The sequence below is a fragment of the Streptomyces sp. NPDC002851 genome (assembly GCF_053591935.1).
In genome coordinates, this window is record NZ_JBSFUT010000021.1 from 117,156 (window position 1) to 138,105 (window position 20,950).

The 20,950-nt window shown below is 71.5% G+C and carries 15 protein-coding genes; 7 read left to right on the forward strand and 8 right to left on the reverse strand.

All coding sequences use genetic code 11. From position 1 onward, the window contains the following. Positions 1-62: 62 nt before the first annotated feature. The 6 genes from ACWD10_RS22670 to ACWD10_RS22695 form a co-directional block, all read right to left on the reverse strand. Positions 63-614: a hypothetical protein gene (locus tag ACWD10_RS22670; protein WP_451093722.1), complete on the reverse strand. Its 552-nt coding sequence runs from the start codon at positions 612-614 to the stop codon at positions 63-65. A gap of 5 nt (positions 615-619) precedes the next feature. Continuing rightward, positions 620-1,477 (reverse strand): carbohydrate ABC transporter permease, encoded by an 858-nt coding sequence (locus ACWD10_RS22675; RefSeq protein WP_451093724.1) that lies wholly within the window; start codon positions 1,475-1,477, stop codon positions 620-622. Continuing rightward, positions 1,474-2,502 carry a carbohydrate ABC transporter permease gene (locus ACWD10_RS22680; RefSeq protein WP_451093726.1) on the reverse strand — a complete coding sequence of 343 codons (1,029 nt, stop codon included), beginning with the start codon at positions 2,500-2,502 and terminating at the stop codon, positions 1,474-1,476. The genes ACWD10_RS22675 and ACWD10_RS22680 overlap by 4 nt, the downstream gene beginning before the upstream one ends. After that, positions 2,499-3,743: an ABC transporter substrate-binding protein gene (locus ACWD10_RS22685; protein ID WP_451093765.1), complete on the reverse strand. Its 1,245-nt coding sequence runs from the start codon at positions 3,741-3,743 to the stop codon at positions 2,499-2,501. Before ACWD10_RS22685 ends, ACWD10_RS22680 begins: the two co-directional genes overlap by 4 nt. A gap of 203 nt (positions 3,744-3,946) precedes the next feature. Then, complete coding sequence (locus tag ACWD10_RS22690) at positions 3,947-5,017, reverse strand: glycoside hydrolase family 43 protein (RefSeq protein ID WP_451093728.1); 1,071 nt, start codon at positions 5,015-5,017, stop codon at positions 3,947-3,949. 278 nt (positions 5,018-5,295) lie between these two features. Continuing rightward, positions 5,296-7,785 carry an alpha-L-arabinofuranosidase C-terminal domain-containing protein gene (locus tag ACWD10_RS22695; RefSeq protein ID WP_451093730.1) on the reverse strand — a complete coding sequence of 830 codons (2,490 nt, stop codon included), beginning with the start codon at positions 7,783-7,785 and terminating at the stop codon, positions 5,296-5,298. 192 nt (positions 7,786-7,977) lie between these two features. Between ACWD10_RS22695 and ACWD10_RS22700 the strand changes: the two genes are divergently transcribed. After that, positions 7,978-9,939 (forward strand): rhamnogalacturonan lyase, encoded by a 1,962-nt coding sequence (locus ACWD10_RS22700; protein ID WP_451093732.1) that lies wholly within the window; start codon positions 7,978-7,980, stop codon positions 9,937-9,939. 8 nt (positions 9,940-9,947) lie between these two features. Here the strand turns inward: ACWD10_RS22700 and ACWD10_RS22705 are convergent, their stop codons facing one another. Together ACWD10_RS22705 and ACWD10_RS22710 are read right to left on the reverse strand one after the other, a co-directional pair. Continuing rightward, positions 9,948-11,981 (reverse strand): glycoside hydrolase family 31 protein, encoded by a 2,034-nt coding sequence (locus ACWD10_RS22705; protein ID WP_451093734.1) that lies wholly within the window; start codon positions 11,979-11,981, stop codon positions 9,948-9,950. Positions 11,982-12,017: 36 nt separating this feature from the next. Then, positions 12,018-13,079 carry a LacI family DNA-binding transcriptional regulator gene (locus ACWD10_RS22710; RefSeq protein WP_451093736.1) on the reverse strand — a complete coding sequence of 354 codons (1,062 nt, stop codon included), beginning with the start codon at positions 13,077-13,079 and terminating at the stop codon, positions 12,018-12,020. A 268-nt stretch (positions 13,080-13,347) separates the two neighbouring features. Here ACWD10_RS22710 and ACWD10_RS22715 point away from each other — a divergent pair, with 268 nt between their 5' ends. From ACWD10_RS22715 to ACWD10_RS22740, 6 genes are all read left to right on the forward strand, one after another. After that, positions 13,348-14,847, forward strand: a complete 1,500-nt coding sequence (locus ACWD10_RS22715) for an ABC transporter substrate-binding protein (protein WP_451093738.1) — start codon at positions 13,348-13,350, stop codon at positions 14,845-14,847. 86 nt (positions 14,848-14,933) lie between these two features. Further along, positions 14,934-16,724 (forward strand): ABC transporter permease subunit, encoded by a 1,791-nt coding sequence (locus ACWD10_RS22720; protein WP_451093767.1) that lies wholly within the window; start codon positions 14,934-14,936, stop codon positions 16,722-16,724. A 35-nt stretch (positions 16,725-16,759) separates the two neighbouring features. Beyond that, positions 16,760-17,818: an ABC transporter ATP-binding protein gene (locus ACWD10_RS22725; protein WP_451093740.1), complete on the forward strand. Its 1,059-nt coding sequence runs from the start codon at positions 16,760-16,762 to the stop codon at positions 17,816-17,818. After that, a complete protein-coding gene (locus ACWD10_RS22730; protein ID WP_451093742.1) occupies positions 17,815-18,576 on the forward strand; it encodes an ATP-binding cassette domain-containing protein in 762 nt (253 codons plus the stop codon). The genes ACWD10_RS22725 and ACWD10_RS22730 overlap by 4 nt, the downstream gene beginning before the upstream one ends. Further along, positions 18,573-19,841 (forward strand): MDR family MFS transporter, encoded by a 1,269-nt coding sequence (locus ACWD10_RS22735; RefSeq protein WP_451093744.1) that lies wholly within the window; start codon positions 18,573-18,575, stop codon positions 19,839-19,841. The genes ACWD10_RS22730 and ACWD10_RS22735 overlap by 4 nt, the downstream gene beginning before the upstream one ends. A 61-nt stretch (positions 19,842-19,902) precedes the next feature. Next, on the forward strand, positions 19,903-20,949 hold the full coding sequence (locus ACWD10_RS22740; protein WP_451093746.1) for a LacI family DNA-binding transcriptional regulator: 1,047 nt from the start codon (positions 19,903-19,905) through the stop codon (positions 20,947-20,949). Position 20,950 lies beyond the last annotated feature (1 nt).

Consider the following 20,950-nt stretch of genomic DNA (forward strand, 5'->3'; position numbering starts at 1 on the left):
TCTGGGGGCCGCAGGCCCCCAGTTACGGGAAGGGGCGGGACTGGGGAAGAAAAAACGCCCGACTACGCCCGCCGCTCCACAGCAAGCACCGCCCCCACAAGAACCCCCAACGCGGGAGCGACAAGCGGTGCCGCAAACCACGCGGATACGGCAACCACGGCAAACCCACAAACCACCACGAACGACCCCACCGGATCCCGCACGGTCCGCCGAACCGCCCCAGCGAGCAACACCCGCCAGGAGGCACCGGGCGCCCACCGGACAGCGGCCCGGAGCCCGGCCACCACGGCACAGAGCAGGGCAAGCACCCCTACGGCGCCGACGAACGGACCACCGGGCAATCCCGCCCGTACCAACGCAAGGTCGAGCCCCACGAGCAGCACGGCCAGCAGGCCCGCGGCCCCCACCACCCAGCCGCGCCGCCCCATCGCCGACCGCACGTCGGCCGCGAAGTGCCGCCACCCCGAGGCCGAGTGCCGAAGGTGCCGCCGCAGATGCGCCGCCCCGGCTGCGAACGCGGCGGGCAGCGTGACGAGCGGCAACCCGGCGAGCGCGATCCACACGCCGGTGAGCAGGCACTCGGCAAACACCCCGAAGCGTTCCCGGAGCAGCACCCGGCTCACCCCTTCAGCCCCGATGTCGCCATCCCATCGATCAGATAGCGCTGAAAGACAAGGAAGAAGAGCAGCACCGGCAGAAGCGCGACGAGTGACATAGCGATCATGCCGCCGTAGTCGGCGACGCCCTCCTGGTCGACGAACATCTTCAGACCGAGCGAAACGGTGTATTTCTCGGGCTCGTTGAGGTAAATCAGCGGTCCCATGAAGTCGTTCCAGGCATTGATGAACGTAAAGATGGCGCTGGTGATGAGAGCGGGTCGGCACAGCGGCAGCACGATCGACCAGTAGATGCGCGGATGGCCGCAGCCATCGAGGCGCGCGGCCTCGTCCAGTTCCTTGGGCAGGTTCCGCATGAACTGCACCATGAGGAAGACGAAGAACGCCTCGGTCGCGAGGTACTTGCCGATCAGCAGCGGCGTGTACGTATTGATGAGGCCGAGTTTCTGAAAGAGCACGTACTGCGGGATGAGGAGCACGTGGTACGGAAGCAGCAGCGTGCCGATCATGAGCGTGAACAGCAGATTGCGGCCCGCGAAGCGGATGCGCGCCAGGGCGTACCCCGCAAGCGAGCAGGAGATCAGCACGCCGAGCACCGAACCGCCCGCGACGAACAGCGAGTTGACGAAGAACGTACCGATCGGGAGGTCCGCGATGCCCTCGGTCAGGCGGTGGTAGTTGTCGGCGATGGGCTCGGTCGGCAGCAGGTCGAGGCTGCCGACGATCTCGTCACCGGGCTTGACGGAGGCGCCGATCAGCCAGACCACGGGGTACAGCACCACGGCGAGCACGGCGAGCGCGCCAAGATGCCAGGCGAGCGAACCGGCGCCACGACGCCGGACAGCGGCGAGTGCGGTCATCGGGTCGCCTCCCCCTCGTAATGCACCCAGCGCTTCTGGGACCAGAACAGAACCGCCGTCACCAGAGCCACCGCGAGCAGCAGCAGCCACGCCATCGCGGAGGCGAGCCCCATCCGGCTGTTCTCGAAGCCCTGGACGTACAGATAACAGGTGTAGACGAGCGAACCGTCCGCCGGACCGCAGGCGTTGCCGCCCGCGCCGCCGCCGACGATGTACGCCGAGGCGAAGATCTGGAAGGAGTGGATGGTCTCCAGGAGGACGTTGAAGAAGAGCACCGGGGTGATCATCGGCAGGGTGATGCTCCAGAACCGGCGCCAGGGCCCGGCGCCGTCCACCTCGGCCGCCTCGTACAACTCGACCGGCACCTGCTTCAGACCCGCCAGGAAGATCACCATGGGGGCGCCGAACTGCCAGACGGTGAGCGCCACCAGGGCGTACAGAATCCACTCGGGGTCGCCGATCCAGCCGCCCACGTCCATGCCGAGGGCCTGCTGCGCACGGTCCACGAGCGCGTCGTCGGAGAAGATCGCCTTCCAGACGACGGCGACGGACACGCTCGCGCCGATCAGCGACGGGGCGTAGAACGCGGCCCGGTAGAAGGCCTGCCCGCGCCGCTGCTGCGCGAGCAGCAGCGCCACGCCCAGGGCGAGGGCCAGCTTGAGCGGGGTGCCGATGACGACGTACCACAGGGTCACGGACACCGAGTGGCGCCAGCGCGGGTCGGCGAACATCTCGGCGAAGTTGTCGAGGCCGATCCAGCGCGGGGCGTCGAAAAGGTTGTAGTCGGTGAAGGCGAAGTACAGCGAGGCGATCATCGGTCCCGCGGTGAGCAGCAGGAACCCGGCGATCCACGGCGACATGAAGAGATAGCCGGCGAGGTTCTCACGGCGGCCCCGGCGGCGCTGTGCGGCGGGCCCGCCGGTCCCCCCGTCGCGGGAACTGCCCGGCGGGCCCGCCCGATCGGTGGATGCGTCGGCTTCGCTGCCGCCCGCCACGGCGGCGGAGGCCTGGCTCACGGTCGTCATTCCCCTCGGCCGCCGAGCGCCGTCGTCGCCTCGGTGAAGTACTGCTTCACCGCTTCGCCCACGGAGCGCTTGCCGAGGGTGAGTTCCTCGGCGATCCGCAGGAAGGCCGACTCGCAGATGTCGGCGCCCGCCGGGTGCGGGGTGATGGTCTCCAGGACTCCGGCGTCGACGAGGGACTTCTCGTACGCGGAGATCTCCTGGTCGACCGGGTTCGTGGGCTTGTACGCCTCGTCCTGCTCGGTGGTGGCGGGCACCCCGCGGTCGTATCCCATGATCTTGCCGACCTCGGGGTCGTGCACCATGAAGTCGATGAACTGGGCGACTTCCTTGGGGTGTTGGGTGCGTTTGGAGGCACTGAGCATCAGCGAGCCGAGGTACTGGCCGGTCTTCTTGCCGTCGGTGGTGGGGATGGGCATGAGCCCGTACTCGCTCTTGCCCTCGGCGCTGTAGCGGTTGGTGAAGTTGTCCCAGGTGAACTCGCCGGCCGCGAGCTCGGCGGTGACCGCGGACTTGGGCTTGGCCTGGACGACCTTCTTGGTGTCGGCGACGAGTCCGGCGCGGGTGTCGGCCCGGGCCTTCGTCCACCAGGTGGTGAGGTCGGCCTCGCTGAAGCCGAGGCCCTGCTCCGTGAAGAACGCCTTGCCGTGCTGGCGCAGATACAGGTCGTACAGGTACATGACGCCGTACATGCCGCTGTCGCCTGCGCGTCCGGTCCTGTCGCGGATCTTCTTGAGGGCGGCGTCGAAGTCGTCCCAGGTCCAGCCCTGTTCGGGCGTGATGCCCGCTCTGGTGTAGACGGGTTTGTCGATGACCAGGGCCATGGAGTTGGAGCCGACCGGGACGCCGAGCAGCTTGCCGTCGACGACGCCGAACTTCTCCAGGCCCGCGCGGAAGTTGTCCATGCTGAGGTTGCCCGCCTCGACCTGCTGATTGAGGTCGAGGAGTACGTTCTTGGCATCGTACTTGCGCAGAAAGCCGATGGCGTTCTGGAAGACGTCCGGCGGATTGCCCCCGGACGCCTGGGTGTTGAACTTCTTCCAGAAGTCGAGGTACGGCTGGAAGTCGGTCTTGACCTTGATCTTCGGGTGCTTCTTCTCAAACAGCTTGATCGATTCATTGATGCGCTTCGCCCGGTCGTCGGCGCCCCACCAGGAGTACCGGATGGTGACCGTGCCATCGGCACCGGCGCCCGTGCCGCAGCCCGCAGCCGTGAGGCCGAGAGCTGCGGCGGAGCCGCCCATGAGCTTGAGCGCGGCGCGGCGGTCGACTCCCTCGACCCCATGAACACCCTTGGTGGTCCGCACGGTTCGTCCTCCAGGCGTACGTTGAAACGTTCCAGAAAGCGCTTGCCGTCAAGGTAGAGAGCGGGCCCCGGGGAGTCAACGGTTCGGACGGAAGAAGGATCGAGGTGCTTCAACTAGGCACGGACGCCGACCACTTGGACTTAGCGACGTAGATCGATGGGACCGTCGGCGACCGGCACACCGAAGTCCGGGGTGCCGTCGGACCTCCAGGTGAACGGCTGCACGCGGGTGTGCCGGTTGGGGTCGTTCAGCGGATCGCCCTCGATCTCCTTGTACTGGCGCGCGTGGTACACGAGGACATCGGTCCGGCCGTCCTCGGCGACGGTGAACGAGTTGTGCCCCGGCCCGTATTGCTTGTTCTCCTCACTGCTGACGAACACCGGCTCGGGCGACTTGACCCAGGACGCCGGATCCAGCAGATCGCTGTCCGCGTCGGCGGTCAGCAGCCCCATGCAGTAGTTGCTGTCGGTGGCGCTGGCGGAGTACGTCATGAACACGCGGCCGTTGCGCTGGATCACCGAGGCGCCCTCGTTGACCTTGTAGCCGACGCGCTCCCAGGGCAACTCCGGGGTGGTGAGCCGCACTTGGGGTCCGGTGATGGTCCAGGGGTTGGCCATCTTGGAGAGGAAGATGCCGGTGTTGTTGTCCATTCCGGGCTCGTGCTGCGCCCAGGCGAGATAGCGGGTGCCGCCGTGGGTGAAGGTGGTGGCGTCGAGCGAGAAGGTGTCCCAGGCCGTGACGATCTGCCCCTTCTCGGTCCACTTCCCCCGGAACGGGTCGGGGTTCCGGTTCTCCAGGACCCACATCCGGATCTTCCACACGTCGTCGGCCGGCGCGGCGGCGAAGTAGATGTACCAGGCGCCGTCGATGTGATGCAGCTCCGGCGCCCAGATGTGTGCGCCCATGTCACCGGTCTCGTGCGCCCGCCAGATCACCGCTTCGTCGGCGTTACTGAGACCGGCAAGAGAGTCCGAGCGGCGCAGGATGATGCGGTCGTACTCGGGGACGGTGGCGGTGAAGTAGTAGCGGTCGTCGGCGGGGTGCCGGTGAATGTGCGCGTCGGCGCGCTGCCGCACGAGCGGATTGGCAGCAACGGCGCGCCGGTCTGCCGTGGCGGCCCGGGCCAGGCCGGGGGCGGCCACGGTGAGGGCGGTGGCGGCGAAGGTGCCCTTGAGGAGGGTTCTGCGGGCGGGAAAGTCGGGGCGGCTCATAGGGGCCTTTCGGGAATGAGGAACGGGGGCGCGACGCACCGCCGGTGGGCCGGAGTCCCGTCAACGGTGCACGCACACACGGCCGTTCGGGATTTCGTACGGCATCTGCAATCCCGAACGCCAAAACGGTAAGGCGGCGTTACGGCAGGGTCAACGGGCGTGACGGAACCGCAGGTCGTACGGATGACGTCAGCCCGGGCGGCGCCGCCCCGCCGGAGGACCGGCGGGGCGGCGCCATGCGGCAGGTGGCACGCGGCACGTGTCAGGTGGCACGCGGTTCAGCGTTCGGCGATGCGCATGAACGTCACCGAGTTACCCGGGAACGTATGCGTGAACTGGCGCGACACCCCCTTCACCGTGGACGTTTCCGGCTTGACCGGGCGTTCGGTCGCGGTGTTCTCCGCGTCCGGGGCCGCTTCCAACGTGGTGAGCCGTGCGGTGTCGGCGATGGAGTCGGTGCCCAGGTCGATGCGCGTGCGGGCGGCCGTGTCCTGGGCGTTGACGACCTTGACGATCAGGTCGCCGGTGGCCTGGTCGCGGGTGACGACCTGGCGGAACGGCTCGGCCTTCGCGTCGTCGGTGAAGCTGCCCCACTCCTTGCCGTCGAGGTAGAGCGTGACCTGGCGGCCGCGCACCTTGATCTCGATGTCGTAGGTGCGGCCGGTCTCGATGGTGGTGTTCTTCTCCGTGCCCGCGATGGTGTGCTTGGCGCCGTCTACAGCCTTCTCCACGGCCGACCGGGAGTTGCCCCAGCCGCCGAGGTTCCACCAGTAGTGGTTGCCGGTGTCCTTGACGCCGAAGGCGACGAGGAAGCCCTCCTTGCCGGACTTCTTCGTGGCCTTGACCTTCAGGTCGTAGTTCTGCCAGCCCTTGTCCCCGGCGGTGACCATGGTGTTCTCGGCGGTCTCGTCGGACTGGACGTACGCGCCGTCCTGGACGGCCCACTCGCCCGCGTCGCCCGCCTTCGTCCACTGGCTCGCATCGCCGGAGAAGTCGTCGGAGAGCAGTTCCATGCCGTCCTCGCCGGTCACCCGGACGTCGTCGTACGCGGCGCTTGTGGCCCAAGTGGAGAGGCCGACCGCGCCGGTGATCGGGGCGGACTGCGCGGGCGTGCCGGACGCCTTGCTGGGCACGACCCGGTCGCCCGTGTTGGTCATGAACAGCTTCTGCATCTCGTAATTCGCCGAGCCCCAGGACCGGTTGTTGTCGAACCAGATCATGTCCGGCTTCCACTGCGCGTCGTGCACGTCCGCGAGCAGCGGGGCGTACGAGGCGAGCTTGACGACGTCCGCGTTGCGTTCCAGGCCCGTCATGAACGCGGCTTCCGCGAGGGCGTTGGAGAAGCGGTTGCCCTGGGAGGCGTACTCGCCGAGGAAGACCTTCGGGCCCGAACGGTCGTAGGAGTCGTAACGGTCGTTGTTCTCCAGGAACCACGCGGGGCTGTTGTAGTAGTGCTCGTCGACCATGGCGACGTTCGCCTCGCGGTTCAGCTCCCAGGCGCGGTCGAAGGTGGCGCCGCTGTCGTCCGGGCCGGAGTTGCTGATGACCTGGATGTCGGGGTACTTGGCCTCGATGGCCTTGCGGAACTCCTTGAAGCGGGCGAAGAACTCGTCGGGCAGGTTCTCCTCGTTGCCGACCTCAAGGCGCTTGAGGCCGAACGGCTCGGGATGGCCCATCTCGGCGCGCTTCTTGCCCCACTCGCTGGTGGCGGACCCGTTGGCGAACTCGATGAGGTCGAGGGTGTCCTGGATGTGGCGCTTGAGGAGCTCGGGGTCGTCGGTGGCCTTGTTCTGGCCGCAGCCGGTGACGAGCGCGGGTACGACGGGCAGCGCCTCGGCGCCGATGTCCTCCGCGTACTGGAAGTACTCGTAGTATCCGAGGCCGTAACTCTGGTTGTAGCCCCAGAAGTTGTGGTTGGTGGCCCGCTCCTCGACCGGGCCGATGGTGTCCTTCCACTGGTACGAGCGCTCGCGCTGCCAGCCGGACGCCTCGTCGTACGCCTCGTGGCTGCCGGTGTTGACGAGGCAGCCGCCGGGGAACCGCAGGAACCCGGGCTTCAGGGCGGCGATCTTCTCGGCGAGGTCCTTGCGCAGCCCGTTCTCGCGGCCCTTGTAGGTGTCGCGCGGGAAGAGCGACACCATGTCGAGCGCGGCGGGCTGCGCGGTGGCGACGGTGAGTCGGCCGGTGCCGCTGGTGCGGGCGGCGGTGAAGGTGGCGGTGTACTTGGCCCAGCCGCCGCGCGCGGTCACGCGCTTGGCCCCGGCGAGCTCCCCGTCGGCGTCGTGCAGGGTGACGGTGAGCGGGGCCGAGCCGTCGGTGCGGGCCCAGACGGAGAAGTCGTAGGTCTTGCCGCGCTCGACCGAAATCCCCTCGTTGTAGCCGGTGTTGGTGACCGAGGAGTCGGCGCCGAGGTTCAGGTAGGTGCGATTGCGGGCGTTCAGTCGGCCGTCGTCGTCGGCCGTCGCTGCCGTGCCCTCGGTCTTCCAGGAGGTCAGCGAGGTGTACTGGGAGTTGTCGACCGGCGCGTACTCGAAGGAGCGGTTCTGCACGAGCTCGGCGTACAGGCCGCCGTCGGCGGCGTGGTTGATGTCCTCGTAGAAGACGCCGTACATGGTGTCGTCGATGGCCGGTCCTTCGGCGGCCGCGTCGACGTCGAGGGTGTAGTCGGCCACCTCGGCGGCCTGGGCGGGTTCGGTGGGGGCGGCGACGAGGGTGCCCACGAGGAGGGCGGCGCCCGCCAGACCGAATCTGGAGCGGAATGAATGCATACGGAGTCCCGTTCCGTTCAGTACTTCTCTGTTCGAGATATCAGACGAGATTCGGAAGTTCGAACGGGACGATATGCGGGGAGAGTTGGAGGGGTCAACGGTGCGGACAGGGTCCATGAGGCAACCTCCGCGCGGCCGGGCGGCGACTCAGAGGCGTCATCGTCACCATCCCCCACGACGGATGAGGTACCGATGTCCCACCCCGCACGCTCCAGACACCGGCGCCGCCCCGGCAGACTCGCCATCGGCGCCCTGGTCACCGCGCTCGTGGCCGGTGGCGGGCTGACCGCCACCCAGTTGGCGGGGGCCGCACCCGCCACGCCCGCGGCCCTCACGCCCGCGGCCCTCACGCCCGCCACCGCCCCCGCCAACAGCGCCGCCAAGGCACTTGCCGCCGCTCGCATCGCCGAGCGGCTCGGCCGCGGCCCGGTGGCCGTGCCCTCCGGGGACGGAGTGCTCGTCACCTGGCGGATGCTCGGCGACGATCCGGCGGACGTCTCCTTCCGCCTCTACCGCGACGGCACCGAGATCGCCGCGACCGGGAACACCAACTACCTTGATCCGGACGGCACTTCGGGGGCCACCTACGAGGTGCGCGCCGTGGTCGGCGGGACCGAGCAGCCCGGCGAGAAGACCTCCGTGTGGGCGGGCGGACGGCTCGACATCCCGCTTGATCAGCCGCCGGGCGGCACCACCCAGGACGGCGTCCGCTACACGTACTCCGCCAATGACGCGAGCGTCGGGGACCTGGACGGCGACGGCGACTACGAGATCGTGCTCAAGTGGGCGCCGTCCAATGCCACCGACTCCGCCAACTCCGGCACCTGCACCGGGCCCACCGTCTACGACGCCTACGACCTGAGCGGCACCCGGCTGTGGCGGGTCGACCTCGGCACCAATGTGCGCAGCGGCTCGCACTACGACTCGTTCCAGGTGTACGACTACGACGGCGACGGCAAGGCCGAGATGGCCGTGCGCACGTCGGACGGCTCGGAGGACTCCGCCGAGACCGTCATCGGGGACCCGGACGCGTCCCATCTCGACGAGAACTGCGCCGTATTGACCGGCCCCGAGTTCCTGTCCGTCTTCAACGGCACCACCGGCAAGGTGATGGACTCCGTGCCCTTCGAGCCCGCGCGCGGGAACGTGGCCGACTGGGGCGACACCTGGGGGAACCGTTCGGGACGGCTGCTCTCCGCCACCGCGTATCTCGATGGAGCAAAGCCCAGCATGGTGTTCACGCGCGGGATCTACGAGCGGGTGGCGCTCGCCGCGTACGACTGGAACGGCTCCGATCTGACCCGCCGCTGGACGTTCGACTCCAACTCCTCGACCAACTACGGCAAGGGCTACGACAAGCAGGGCAACCACAATCTCGCGGTGGCCGACCTCGACGGCGACGGCAAGGACGAGATCGTGTACGGCGCGATGGCCGTCGACGACAACGGCCATGGCCTGTGGACCACGAAGCTCGGCCACGGCGACGCCCTGCACGTCGGCGACCTGAACCCGGCCCGCGCGGGTCTGGAGTCCTTCAACGTGCACGAGAGCACGTCGGCCGCGTACGGCTACGAGATGCACGACGCGCGGACCGGCGAGATCCTGTGGGGCTCGCGCACCGGCTCCGACGTCGGGCGCGGGATCTGCGCCGACCTGACCCGCGAGCACGCGGGGGCCGAGTGCTGGTCGAGTGCGGGCGGCTTCTACGCGGCGGACGGCACGAAGATCAGCGACAGTGTGCCGTCCTTCGGCGGCGGCGCCTCGTACAACTCGGCGATCTGGTGGGACGGCGACGCCCACCGCGAGCTGCTCGACCACCGCTGGTCGGGCTCGGCGGGCTCCGGCTACGGGCAGATACTCAAGCACACCGGCAGCACCGAGCTGACCCGCCTCTGGTACGACCAGGAGGCCCGCTCCAACAACTGGACCAAGGGCAACCCCTCGCTCTCCGCCGACCTGCTCGGCGACTGGCGTGAGGAGATGCTCTGGCGGAACGCGGACTCCACGGCACTGCGGCTCTACACCACGCCGTACGCGACCGAGTACCGGCTGCCGACGCTCATGCACGACCCGGTCTACCGCACGGGCGTGGCCTGGCAGAACACCGGCTACAACCAGCCGCCGCAGGTGAGTTACTACCTGGGCACCAAGTGACGCCGTAACTACGCGGGCAGGATCGGCAGCCGTGCCCCGTCCCGCTGGAACAGCGGAATCCGTTCCAGCGGGGCGGGCACGGTCACGTCCGAGCCGCCCGCGTACTCCTCGCCGGTCCAGGCATCGGTCCAGCGCGCGCCCGCGGGGAGGTGGACGGTCCTGGTCCGCGCGCCGGGCTCCAGGACGGGCGCCACCAAGAGATCGGGGCCGAAGAGATACGCGTCGTCGACCGCCCAACAGGTGTCGTCCGCCGGGAACTCCAGGAACAGCGGCCGCATCACCGGCAGGCCCTCCTCGTGGGCGGCGCGCATGACGTCCATGACGTACGGCTTGAGGCGGTCCCTGAGGTGGACGTACCACTCCAGGACGGCGCCCGCCTCCGGTCCGTATGACCAGACCTCGTTCGGTCCGCCGGTCATGTCGGGGCCGAGCGGCATGCCCGGGTCGCGGTAGCCGTGCAGCCGCATCAGTGGGGAGAGCGCCCCGAACTGGAACCAGCGGACCATCACTTCGCGGTACGCGGGGTCATCCGGGTCACCGCCGTGGAAGCCGCCGATGTCGGTGTTCCACCAGGGGATCCCGGAGAGCCCGGCGTTCAGACCGGCCGCGATCTGGCGGCGCAGCGTCGGCAGGTCCGTGCCGATGTCACCGGACCAGAGGGCGGCACCGTAACGCTGACTGCCCGCCCAGGCCGAGCGGTTGAGGGTGATCACCTCGGGCTGCCCGGCGGACCGCAGGCCCTCGTGGAAGGCGCGGGCGTTCTCGCGCGGGTAGAGATTGCCGACCTCGAGGCCGGGGCCCGCGTGGTAGCGCAGGTTGGCGGCGAAGGCGGGCTTGAGCTCCGGCTCGCAGGCGTCCAGCCAGTAGGCCCGAATGCCGTACGGCTCCAGGTAGTTGGCCCGCACCCGGTCCCAGAGGAACGCGCGCGCCTCCGGGTTGGTCGCGTCGTAGAAGGCGACCTGGACCGGGGCAGCGACCTGTTTGTCCGGCCAGTCGGCATGCGCGAGCGGCCCGTGCTCCGTGCCGATGAACAGGCCGCGCTGTTCCATGGTCCGGTGGTGCTCACTCAGCGGCGACACGGACGGCCATACCGACACCACCAACTCCACGCCCAGCGCGCGCAGTTCGGCGGTCATCGCGGCCGGGTCGGGCCACTGCTCCGGGTCGAAGCGCCACTCCCCCAGGTGCGTCCAGTGGAAGAAGTCGCAGACGATGGCCGACAGGGGCAGGCCGCGCCTCTGGTACTCGCGGGCCACGGCGAGGAGTTCGTCCTGGGTGCGGTAGCGGAGCTTGCACTGCCAGAATCCGGCGGCCCACTCGGGCAGCATCGGCGTGCGGCCGGTGGCGGCGCTGTAGCGGCGCTGGCCGTCGGCGGGGCTGCCCGCGGTGATCCAGTAGTCGATCTGGCGGGCCGAGTCGGCGACCCAGCGGGTGCCGTTGGCGGCGAGCTCGACGCGGCCGATCGCCGGGCTGTTCCACAGGAACGTGTAGCCGCGGCTCGAGACCAGGACCGGGATGGCGACTTCGGCGTTGCGCTGCACCAGGTCGAGGACGCTGCCCTTCTGGTCGAGCAGGCCGTGCTGGTGCTGGCCGAGGCCGTAGAGCCGTTCGCCCTCGTACGCGCAGAAGCGCTGCTCAAGTCGGTGGTGGCCGTTCCCCGTCGCGGTGTAGAGGCGCGGGCCCGGCCACCAGAAGTGGGCGCGCTCCTCGGCAAGGAGTTCGGCGCCGGTGTCGGTGCGGGTGAACCGTACGAGCCCTTCGGCGTCGATGTGCGCGGTGAGCGCGCCGACCGTGAGACGGCCCTGCCCGTGCTCGATCTCCGGGCGGGTGTCGTTGGCGTCCTCCGGTGCGTCGAGGAGGGCCCCGGGCAGCCCGTCGAGCATCCCGCCGCCGCCGAGGCGGGCGCGGACGCGGATCGCGTCGGGCCCCCAGGGTTCGAGGCGTACGGTCTCCTGGCGGCCGCTCCACTCCAACGCGCCGTCGCGGGCGCGCAGGGTGCCGACGGTGGGCGAGGACTGGGCCAGGGTGTGGGGGGTGTCCACGGGGCGGCACTCCTGGTGGGTGGCGGTGGCGGGGATCTACGCGGGGCTCGGGGCCGGGCCCGTGCTGGCGCGGACGGTGAGTTCGGGGGTGAGCAGCTCCGGGCCCGGGCGCCCGTTCGGCGCGCCGCCCGGCGAGCCGTGGCCGGTGCCGCGCCGCGCGGCGCCCGGTATCAGCTGTGCGACCAGGCGCTCCACGGCCCGGCGGCCCATCTCCTGCGCCGGGATGGACACGGCAGTGAGCCGCACGGACGCCTGCGACGCGACCTGTTCGGGACAGATGGCGGTGACCGAGATGTCCTCGGGCACGGCGCGGCCCTGGTGGCGAAGCAGGGCGAGCAGGGGTTCGACGGCCGCCTCGTTCTGCACGACGAAGCCCGTGGTGCCGGGGCGCTCCTCGAAGACGCGGGCCAGGGTCGCAGCCACCGCCGCATAGCTGCCCTCGCACGGCCGGTGCACCGCGCGCAGGCCGCGCGCCCGGGCCCGCTCACGTACGCCCGCGAGGGTGCGCTCGGCGAACCCGGTGTGCCGTTCGTAGACGCCGGGCGCCTCGCCGATGACGGCGATATCGCGGTGCCCGAGGTCCGCCAGGTGCTCCGCGCACAGCGCCCCGGCCGTCGCGAAGTCCAGGTCGACGCAGGTGAGTCCGGCCGGGTCGGCGGGCAACCCGATGAGTACGGCGGGGCGTTCGGAGTGGCGCAGGAGCGGCAGCCGGGCATCGTCGAGCTCCACGTCCATCACGATCACGGCATCCGCGAGCGCGCTGCCCTCGATGCGGTGCACGGCGGCGGCGCCCTCCTCGCCGGTGAGCAGCAGGACGTCGTACCCGTGGGTGCGGGCGGTGGTGGCGACGGCGACGGCGATCTCCATCATCACCGGGACGTACATATCGGTACGGAGCGGCATCATCAGGGCGATGATGTTGGACCGGCTGCTGGCGAGGGCGCGGGCGCCCGCGTTGGGGTGGTAGCCGAGCCGGTCGATGCTGCGCTCGACGCGTTCCCTGGTGGGGGCGGAGATGGAACGCTTGCCGCTCAGGACATAGCTCACCGTACTGGCGGAGACTCCGGCGTCCTTGGCGACATCGGCGAGGGTGACCATTCCGCACTCCCGGGGCGGCGAGATGAAGCGCTTCGACAACGTCCTTGCGGCGGCGTCCAGTTGGACTGCCGGGCTCTCTGGACGATGACCTTAGAGCGGCCGGGAGCGGATGTCCATAGGGGCATCGCGGCACATCGAAGCGCTTCGACCACGGGGACTCACCTGCCCGTCGACTCCTTCTGGATAGTTGAAAGGTCACCGAGTTTGTTGAAAATGATTGTCATACGCTACGGTCAAGGCCACGTAACTCGCGACCTCGGGAACCTCCGTGCACCTGCCCAAACCCCTGCCCACCACCGCCGCTGCGCTCGCCGGCGCGCTGCTGCTCTCCGGCTGCTTCTCCGGGTCCGGCAGCGGCGCCGCCGACGGCTCCGGGGAGCGGATCCGCGTCGCGATGATGCAGCCGCCGCGCTCCGCCCTGTCCCCGCTGAGCGACGACGCGTTCAAACTGTCCCGCTGGTCCACCGCCGAGACCCTCGTCACGCTCGACGACGAGGGTGACGCCGAGCCCGCGCTCGCCACCAAGTGGGCCCAAACCTCGCCGAAGACCTGGACGTTCACGATCCGGGACGGCGTCCGGTTCCACGACGGCACGCCGCTCACGGCGCGGGACGTCGAGCGTTCCCTCACCGCGGCCGCGCAGGCCGCGCCCAAGCCGCGCATCCTCGACGGCGTCGAACTGACCGTGCGGGCAAAGGGCGACAAGGACAACACCGTCACCGTCACCACCGGCGACGTGGACCCGCTGGTGCCGCAGCGGCTCTCCTCGCCGCAGCTGTCGATCCTCGCGGCCAAGGCGTACAAGGGAAAGACCGTGAACCCGGTCGGCGCGGGCACCGGCGCCTTCGTGCTCAAGAAGGTCAACGGCACCAGCTCCGCGCACCTCGACCGCAACGAGCACTACTGGGGCGGCCGCGCCAAGGCCGCCGGGATCGACGCGACGTTCGTGCCCGACGGCGCCGCGCGGGCCGCCGCGCTGCGCAGCGGAGAGGCCGACATCGTGGAGTCCGTCCCGGTCTCGCAGGCCTCGCTGCTCAAGCCGGAGCAGATCACCGAGGTGCCGATGCCGCGCACCAACACGCTGTATCTCAACGCCGATTCGGGCCCGTTCGCGGACGCGGGTCTCCGGGCCGCGGCGCGGTCGGCGATCGACGCGAAGGCGCTCGTCAAGGACATTTACGAGGGCCGTGCCGACCTCGCCGAGGGGCTGCTCGGGCCCGCGCTGCCGTGGGCGTCGCAGCGTAAGGGACGTACCGACGCCGCCAAGGCCGGAAAGCCGGACGGCGAGACGATCACCATCGGCACGTTCACCGACCGGGCCGAGCTGCCCGAGGTCGCGCAGGCGCTGCAACAGCAGCTCCAGAAGGCCGGGTTCAAGGTGCGCCTCGAGGTGCGCGAGTACGCCAATATCGAGGCGGACGCGCTCGACGGGAAGTTCGACGCGTTCATCCTGTCCCGGGCCACCGTGCTCGACTCCGGGGACCCGGCGGCGTATCTGCACAGCGACTTCGGCTCGGACGGCTCGTTCAACATCTCCCAACTCGCCGACGACACGGTCGACAAGGCGATCCGCAAGGCCGAGGCCGCACCCTCCGGGGACGGGCGCCGGAGCGCGATCCTCGACGCCGAGACGGCCGTACTCAACACCGACGCGGCCATCCCCATGCTGCACGAGCGGGTCATCCAGGGCGACGCCACCCGCGTGGTCGGCTCCGCCAAGGACCCGCGGGAGCGGGAGCTGGTCACCGTCGACACCCACGTGAAGTGAGGTCGGGCGCCGTGGAGTCGACCCGCGCGGCCGCTACGCGGCGGCGCCCCGGTGTGCCGTGGGCGGCGGTGCTTCGGCGGCCCGGGCTGCGGTCCGGGCTCGCCCGGGGCCTCGCCCTCACCGTCACGCTCGCCGCCGTCGGCCTGCTGCCCTGGCTGTCCGGCAAGGATCCGGCGCTGACCGTGCTGCGGGCCCGCTCCGCCGAACAAGAGGCCACGCCCGAAGCGCTCGCCGCCATCCGCGCCGACCTCGGGCTCGACGCCGGACCGCTGCACCTGCTCGGCTCCTGGGCCGGTGGGCTGCTCCGCGGCGACCTCGGCACCTCCTGGGTGTCGGGCGGCGACGTCCTTCCGGGCGTGCTCGGCGCGCTCGGGGTGTCCCTCGGTCTGATGGGGGCCGCGCTCGTGGTGGCCCTGGTCGTCGCGGCCGCGCTCGCCGCACCCGCCCTGGTGCGGGGTGCGCGCGGTCGGCCGGGCGTCTCGCGCGGGACGACGGCGGCGCTCCTCGCCTCGCTGCCCGAATTTCTGCTCGCCACCCTCGCGTTGATCGTGCTCGGGGTGTGGCTCGACTGGCTGCCGACCTCCGGCTGGAGCGGCCCGGTCAACCTCGTACTGCCCGCGCTCGCCATGGGCGTCCCGGCCGGTGCGCTGCTCGGGCGGCTCGTGGACGACGCGCTGCCCGCCGTGTTCACCGAGCGCTGGACCGGGCTGTGGCGGGCCTCCGGGGTCTCGCCGGTGCGGATCACCGCGGCCGCGCTGCGCCGGGCGCTGCCCGCGCTCGTCCCGCAGTTCGGGCTCGTCGTGGTCGGGCTCACCGGCGGCGCCGTCGCCGTCGAGACGGTCTTCGCGGTGCCGGGGCTCGGCCGCACCGCGCTCGGCGCCGCCAAGTCGCAGGACCTGCCGCTGCTCCAGGGCTCCGTGCTCGCGCTCCTCGCCCTCGGACTGCTCGCGGGCGGGCTCGCCGGACTCGTCCGGGCCCGGCTGCTCGGCCCCGGGCTCCGCGACGCCGCGCTCGCCCTGCCCGACCCGCCGCCGCTGCGGATCCGCCCGGCCGTGCCGATGGTCCTCGCCGGGCTGCTCGTCGCCGTCATCGGTGCGGGGCTGCTCCGCGACCCGTACGCCGTCGACACCGCGGCCCGGCTCGCCGCGCCCTCCCCCGCCCATCCGCTCGGCACCGACGGGCTCGGCCGCGATGTGCTCGCCCGGCTCGGGCACGGGGCGGCGAGCACCGTCGGGGTCGCCCTGCTCGTCTGTCTCGTCTCCTTCCTGTGCGCGCTCGCCCTCGGTTTTCTGCCGCGCCTGGCCGCGGGCGTCTCCGACATCGCCAACGCCCTGCCGCCCGTGATCGTCGGCATCCTCGTCGCCGCGGTACTCGGACCCGGCACGGCCGGGGCCTCGCTCGCGGTGGCCCTCATCTCCTGGCCGCCACTCGCCGCCCACACCGGCGCGCTCGTCGCCGAGACCCGCGCCGCCGGGCATCTGACCGCGCAACGCGCCATCGGGGCGAGCCCGTGGTGGATCCTCGGCCGCCATCTCCTTCCCGCCGTCGCGGGCCCGGTGGCCCGGCACGCGGTCCTCCGCCTGCCCGTCATCGCGCTCGCGCTCGCCTCGCTCGGGTTCCTCGGGCTCGGCGCGCAGCCGCCCGCGCCCGAGTGGGGGCTGATGCTGGAGGAGTCACGGATGTACGTCGAACGGGCGCCCGTCGCCGCGCTGGCACCGGCGGGGGCGTTGGCGCTGCTCGCGGGGCTTGCGGTGAGCTTGGCGGGGCTGCGCGGGGGCGCGTTCCGTAAGACATCTCGCGTGAAGACGTCCCGCACCGTCGGCTCGGGCGCCGCACATCGCCCTGCGGGCGCGTGCTCAAACGCCGGACGGGCTTGATCGATGACCGACCCCACACCGAAGGCACCCACACCATGAGCGACACCGACCCCCTCCTCTCCGTCCGCGATCTCCGCGTCACCGTCCCCGGCGACCGGGGGCAGCCGGTGGCCGCCGTCCGCGGGGTCTCCTTCGATCTGCGGGCCGGTGAAGTACTCGCCGTCGTCGGGGAGTCGGGCGCCGGTAAGTCGCTGACCGCGCGGGCACTGCTCGGGCTGCTGCCCCACGGGGTGCGGGTCGAGGGCGCCGTCCGCTACCGGGGACAGGTGGTGGCCGACCGCCGGGGGCTTTGGGGGCGGCGGATGGCGTTCGTGCCGCAGGACGCGCTTGCCGTGCTCAGTCCCGTGCACCGCGTGGGCGACCAACTCGCTGCCGCCGTACGGTCGGTGGCCCGGGTGCCGCGGCGTGCGGCGTGGGCGCGGGCCGTGGCCGCCCTGGACCGCGTGGGCATACCGGAGGCGGCGCGGCGGGCGCGGTCGTATCCGCACGAGTTCTCCGGCGGGATGCGGCAGCGCGCCGTGATCGCCATGGCCCTGGTGAACGAGCCCGAGCTGATCGTCGCCGACGAGCCGACGACCGCGCTCGACCCGCTCGTGCAGGAGCAGGTGCTCGGCGTGCTCACCGAGGTGCGCGAGCAGTCCGGGGCCGCGCTCGTGCTCGTCACGCACGACATCGCCCTGGCCGCCGGGCTCGGGTCCGGCTCCCCGGTCTCCGTGGGCCCGCAAAGCTCGGAGAGCCGGACCCCAGCCGCCCGGATGCTCGTCCTGTACGCCGGTCGGGTCGCCGAACTCGGGCCCGTGACCGACGTGTTGGCCGCGCCCCGGGCCCCGTACACCGCGGGGCTCATCGCCTCGCTGCCGTCCGCCGAGCCCACCCCCGGGGAGCGGCTCGCCACGATCGGCGGCGCTCCGCCCTCGCCGGACGCGCTGGCGGCGTCGGTACCGGGCTGTGCGTTCGCGCCGCGCTGCCCGCTCGCCGGGCCGGAGTGCACCGAGCGGGAACCCGCCCTGCGCGGTGCCGACGACGGGCACCTGGCGGCCTGCCACCGCGAACCGACCGTTCCCGCCGCCGACTTGTGGCGGCCCGCCGCATGACCGCCGAGCCGCTTCTGTCCGTCCGTGACCTCACCGTCCGGTACGGCACGCAGACCGCCGTCGACGGGGTCTCCTTCGACGTCGCGGCGGGCGAGACCCTCGGCCTCGTCGGCGCGTCCGGCTCCGGCAAGTCCTCCACGGCTGCCGCGGTGCTCCAGCTGCGCCGCCCGGACGCGGGCAGCGTACGGTTCGAGGGGCGGGAGCTGACCGGGCTCGGCGAGCGCCAACTGCGGCCGCTGCGCGCGGGGTTCCAGCCCGTATTCCAGGACCCGTACGGGTCGCTGAGCCCGCGGCTCTCCGTACGCGCCGCCATCGACGAGCCGCTGCGTGTACGGGGCAGGCGCGAGCCGGGGCGGGCCGAGGAGCTGATGGAGCTCGTCGGGCTCGAACCGTCGCTCGCGCGGCGGCGGCCGCGTGAGCTGTCCGGCGGGCAGTGCCAGCGCGTCGGCATCGCCCGCGCCCTTGCCGCGCGGCCCCGGCTGCTCGTCCTGGACGAGCCGGTGTCGGCGCTCGACCCGTCGGTGCGCGCCGGGATCGTCAATCTCCTCGCCGAGCTCCAGGAACGCCTCGGCCTCGGGTACTTGTTCATCTGCCATGACCTGGCGCTTGTACGGCACTTCGCGCACCGGGTCGCGGTGATGCGGGCCGGGCACATCGTCGAGAGCGGGCCCGTGAGTGAGGTGTGTGCGCGGCCGTCCCATCCGTATACGCGTGAGCTGCTCGCGGCCGCGCCCGCGATGCCCGTGGCGGTCCGATGAGTGCCCGCACGGACGAGGAGACGGACCCCGGGCGGACGGCGCGGGCCGCGCGGGCCGCGGGCGCCATGCGCTCCTACCGGGCCCTGCCCGCCCTGCCCCGGCTGCTCATCGTCACGCAACTCGCCTTCAACGTCGGCTTCTTCGCCGTACTGCCGTATCTCTCCGACCACTTGGGCGGCGGGCTCGGGCTCGCCGGGTGGCTGGTGGGCCTTGTGCTCGGGCTTCGCACCTTCAGTCAGCAGGGCCTCTTCGTGGTGGGCGGGGCGCTCGCCGACCGGTACGGGCCACGGCCGGTCGTCCTGGCCGGGTGTGTGCTGCGGGTCGCGGGGTTCGCGTGGCTCGGCTACGCGGAGGCCACGGGGGCCGTGGTCGGGGCGGTGCTCCTGGTGGGGTTCGCGGCCGCGCTGTTCTCGCCCGCCGTCGAGTCGGAGATCGCCCGGCAGGCCGTACGGCACGAGGAGGCTACCGGCGTCGACCGCACCCGCACGCTCGCGCTGTTCTCGGCCGGAGGGCAGGCGGGCGCGCTGCTCGGGCCCGTGCTCGGCTCGGTGCTTCTGCTCGGCGGGTTCCGGCTCGCGTGCCTGGCGGGGGCCGCCGTGTTCGTGGTGGTGCTGGCCGCTCATGCTCGGCTGATGCCGCGTCGTACGACGGTGCGCACCGCGCGGGATCGTCCAGGGGCGGAGCGCGGGGCGTGGCGGGCGCTGCTCGACCGTCGCTTTCTCGGGCTCTGTCTGGCCTATGCGACCTATCTACTCGCGTACAACCAGCTCTATTTGGCACTCCCGGCCGAGCTGGACCGTGCGCTCGGCTCGCAGGCCGCGCTCGGCTGGCTGTTCGCGCTGTCCTCGGTGCTTGTCGTGGCCGGGCAGGTGCCGTTGTCGCGTCTGGTGGCCGCGCGGATGGGGCGCCGGGCGGCGCTGCGCTGCGGGCTCGTGCTGATCGGGGTGGGCTTCGCGGCCGCCGGGGCGCTGTTGCCGGTGGGTGGGCTCGTGCCCTCCGTGGCGTTCGTGGTGCTGCTCACGGTGGGGCAGATGCTGGTGGTTCCGGCGACCCGGGCACTCCTTCCGGACCTGGTGGACGAGCGCCGACTCGGCCTCTTCACCGGTGCCCTGTCGTCCCTGTCCGGGCTTGTCGTGCTCGCCGGTGGGGCCCCGGCGGGCGCGCTGCTCGAGGCGGGCGGGGCGCTGCCGTGGCTGGTGCTCGCGGCGGTACCCGTGCTCGGGCTGCTCCTGGTGCCGCGCCCTGTGAAACAATTCAACCCCTGATCGAGGGGCGGGAAGAGCGAGCGGCGGGAAGAGCCAGCGGCGGGAAGGCGGGGCGCGGGCCGTGGGACAGTCGGTGGGTATCAAGGACGTGGCACGGGCGGCCGGGGTGTCCGTCGGCACCGTCTCCAACGTGATCAACCGCCCCGAGTCGGTGGCCGCCCCCACGCGGCGCCGGGTCCAGGAGGCCATCGCCGCGCTCGGCTATGTGCGCAGCGAGTCGGCGCGCCAGCTGCGCGCCGGACGCAGCCGCATCCTGGCTCTGCTCGTGCTCGACATGGGCAACCCGTTCTTCGTGGAGGTCGCCCGGGGTGCCGAACGGGCCGCCCGGCAGGCCGGGTTCGGGGTGATGGTGTGCAACAGCGCGCAGCGGCCCGAGGAGGAGGCGCACTATCTGTCGCTCTTCGCCGAGCAGCGGGTGGCCGGGGTCCTGGTGACGCCCGCCGATCCGACCGGGGGCACCCTGGAGGCCTTCGCCCGGCATGGCATTCCACATGTCCTGGTGGACCGGACCGCGGGGGCCGGGTCGGCCTGTGCGGTGTCCGTGGACGATGTCCGCGGCGGACGCCTCGCGGTGGGGCATCTCCTCGACGCCGGGCACCGCTCCGTGGTGTACGTGTCGGGCCCCGGCGAGCTCCAGCAGATCGACGACCGGCGGCAGGGCGCCGAGGAGGCCGTCGCGGCGGCCGGGCTGCCCGCGGCGACGCTCCGCGAGGTGCGGGCGGAGGGCCTCGATGTCTCCGCGGGGCGGGACGCGGCCGCCCGCCTGCTCGGCATGGCGCCCCGCCCGACGGCCGTGTTCTGCGCCAACGACCTGCTTGCCCTCGGCATGCTGCAGGCGCTGTACGCGGCGGGCGTGAAGGTGCCGCAGGATGTCGCCCTGGTGGGCTACGACGACATCGAGTTCGCCGCGGCCGCCGCGGTGCCGCTCAGCTCGGTCCGCCAGCCCGCCGCGGAGATGGGCGGGCTTGCGGCCGAGCTGCTGCTCACGGAGATCGCAGAGATCGCGGGGGCCGACGGCGGCAATGCGGGGTCCGGGCCGCACGAGCACCGGAACGTCGTGCTCCAGCCCGAGCTTGTCGTGCGGCAGTCGACGCTGTCCGTGCGGTAGC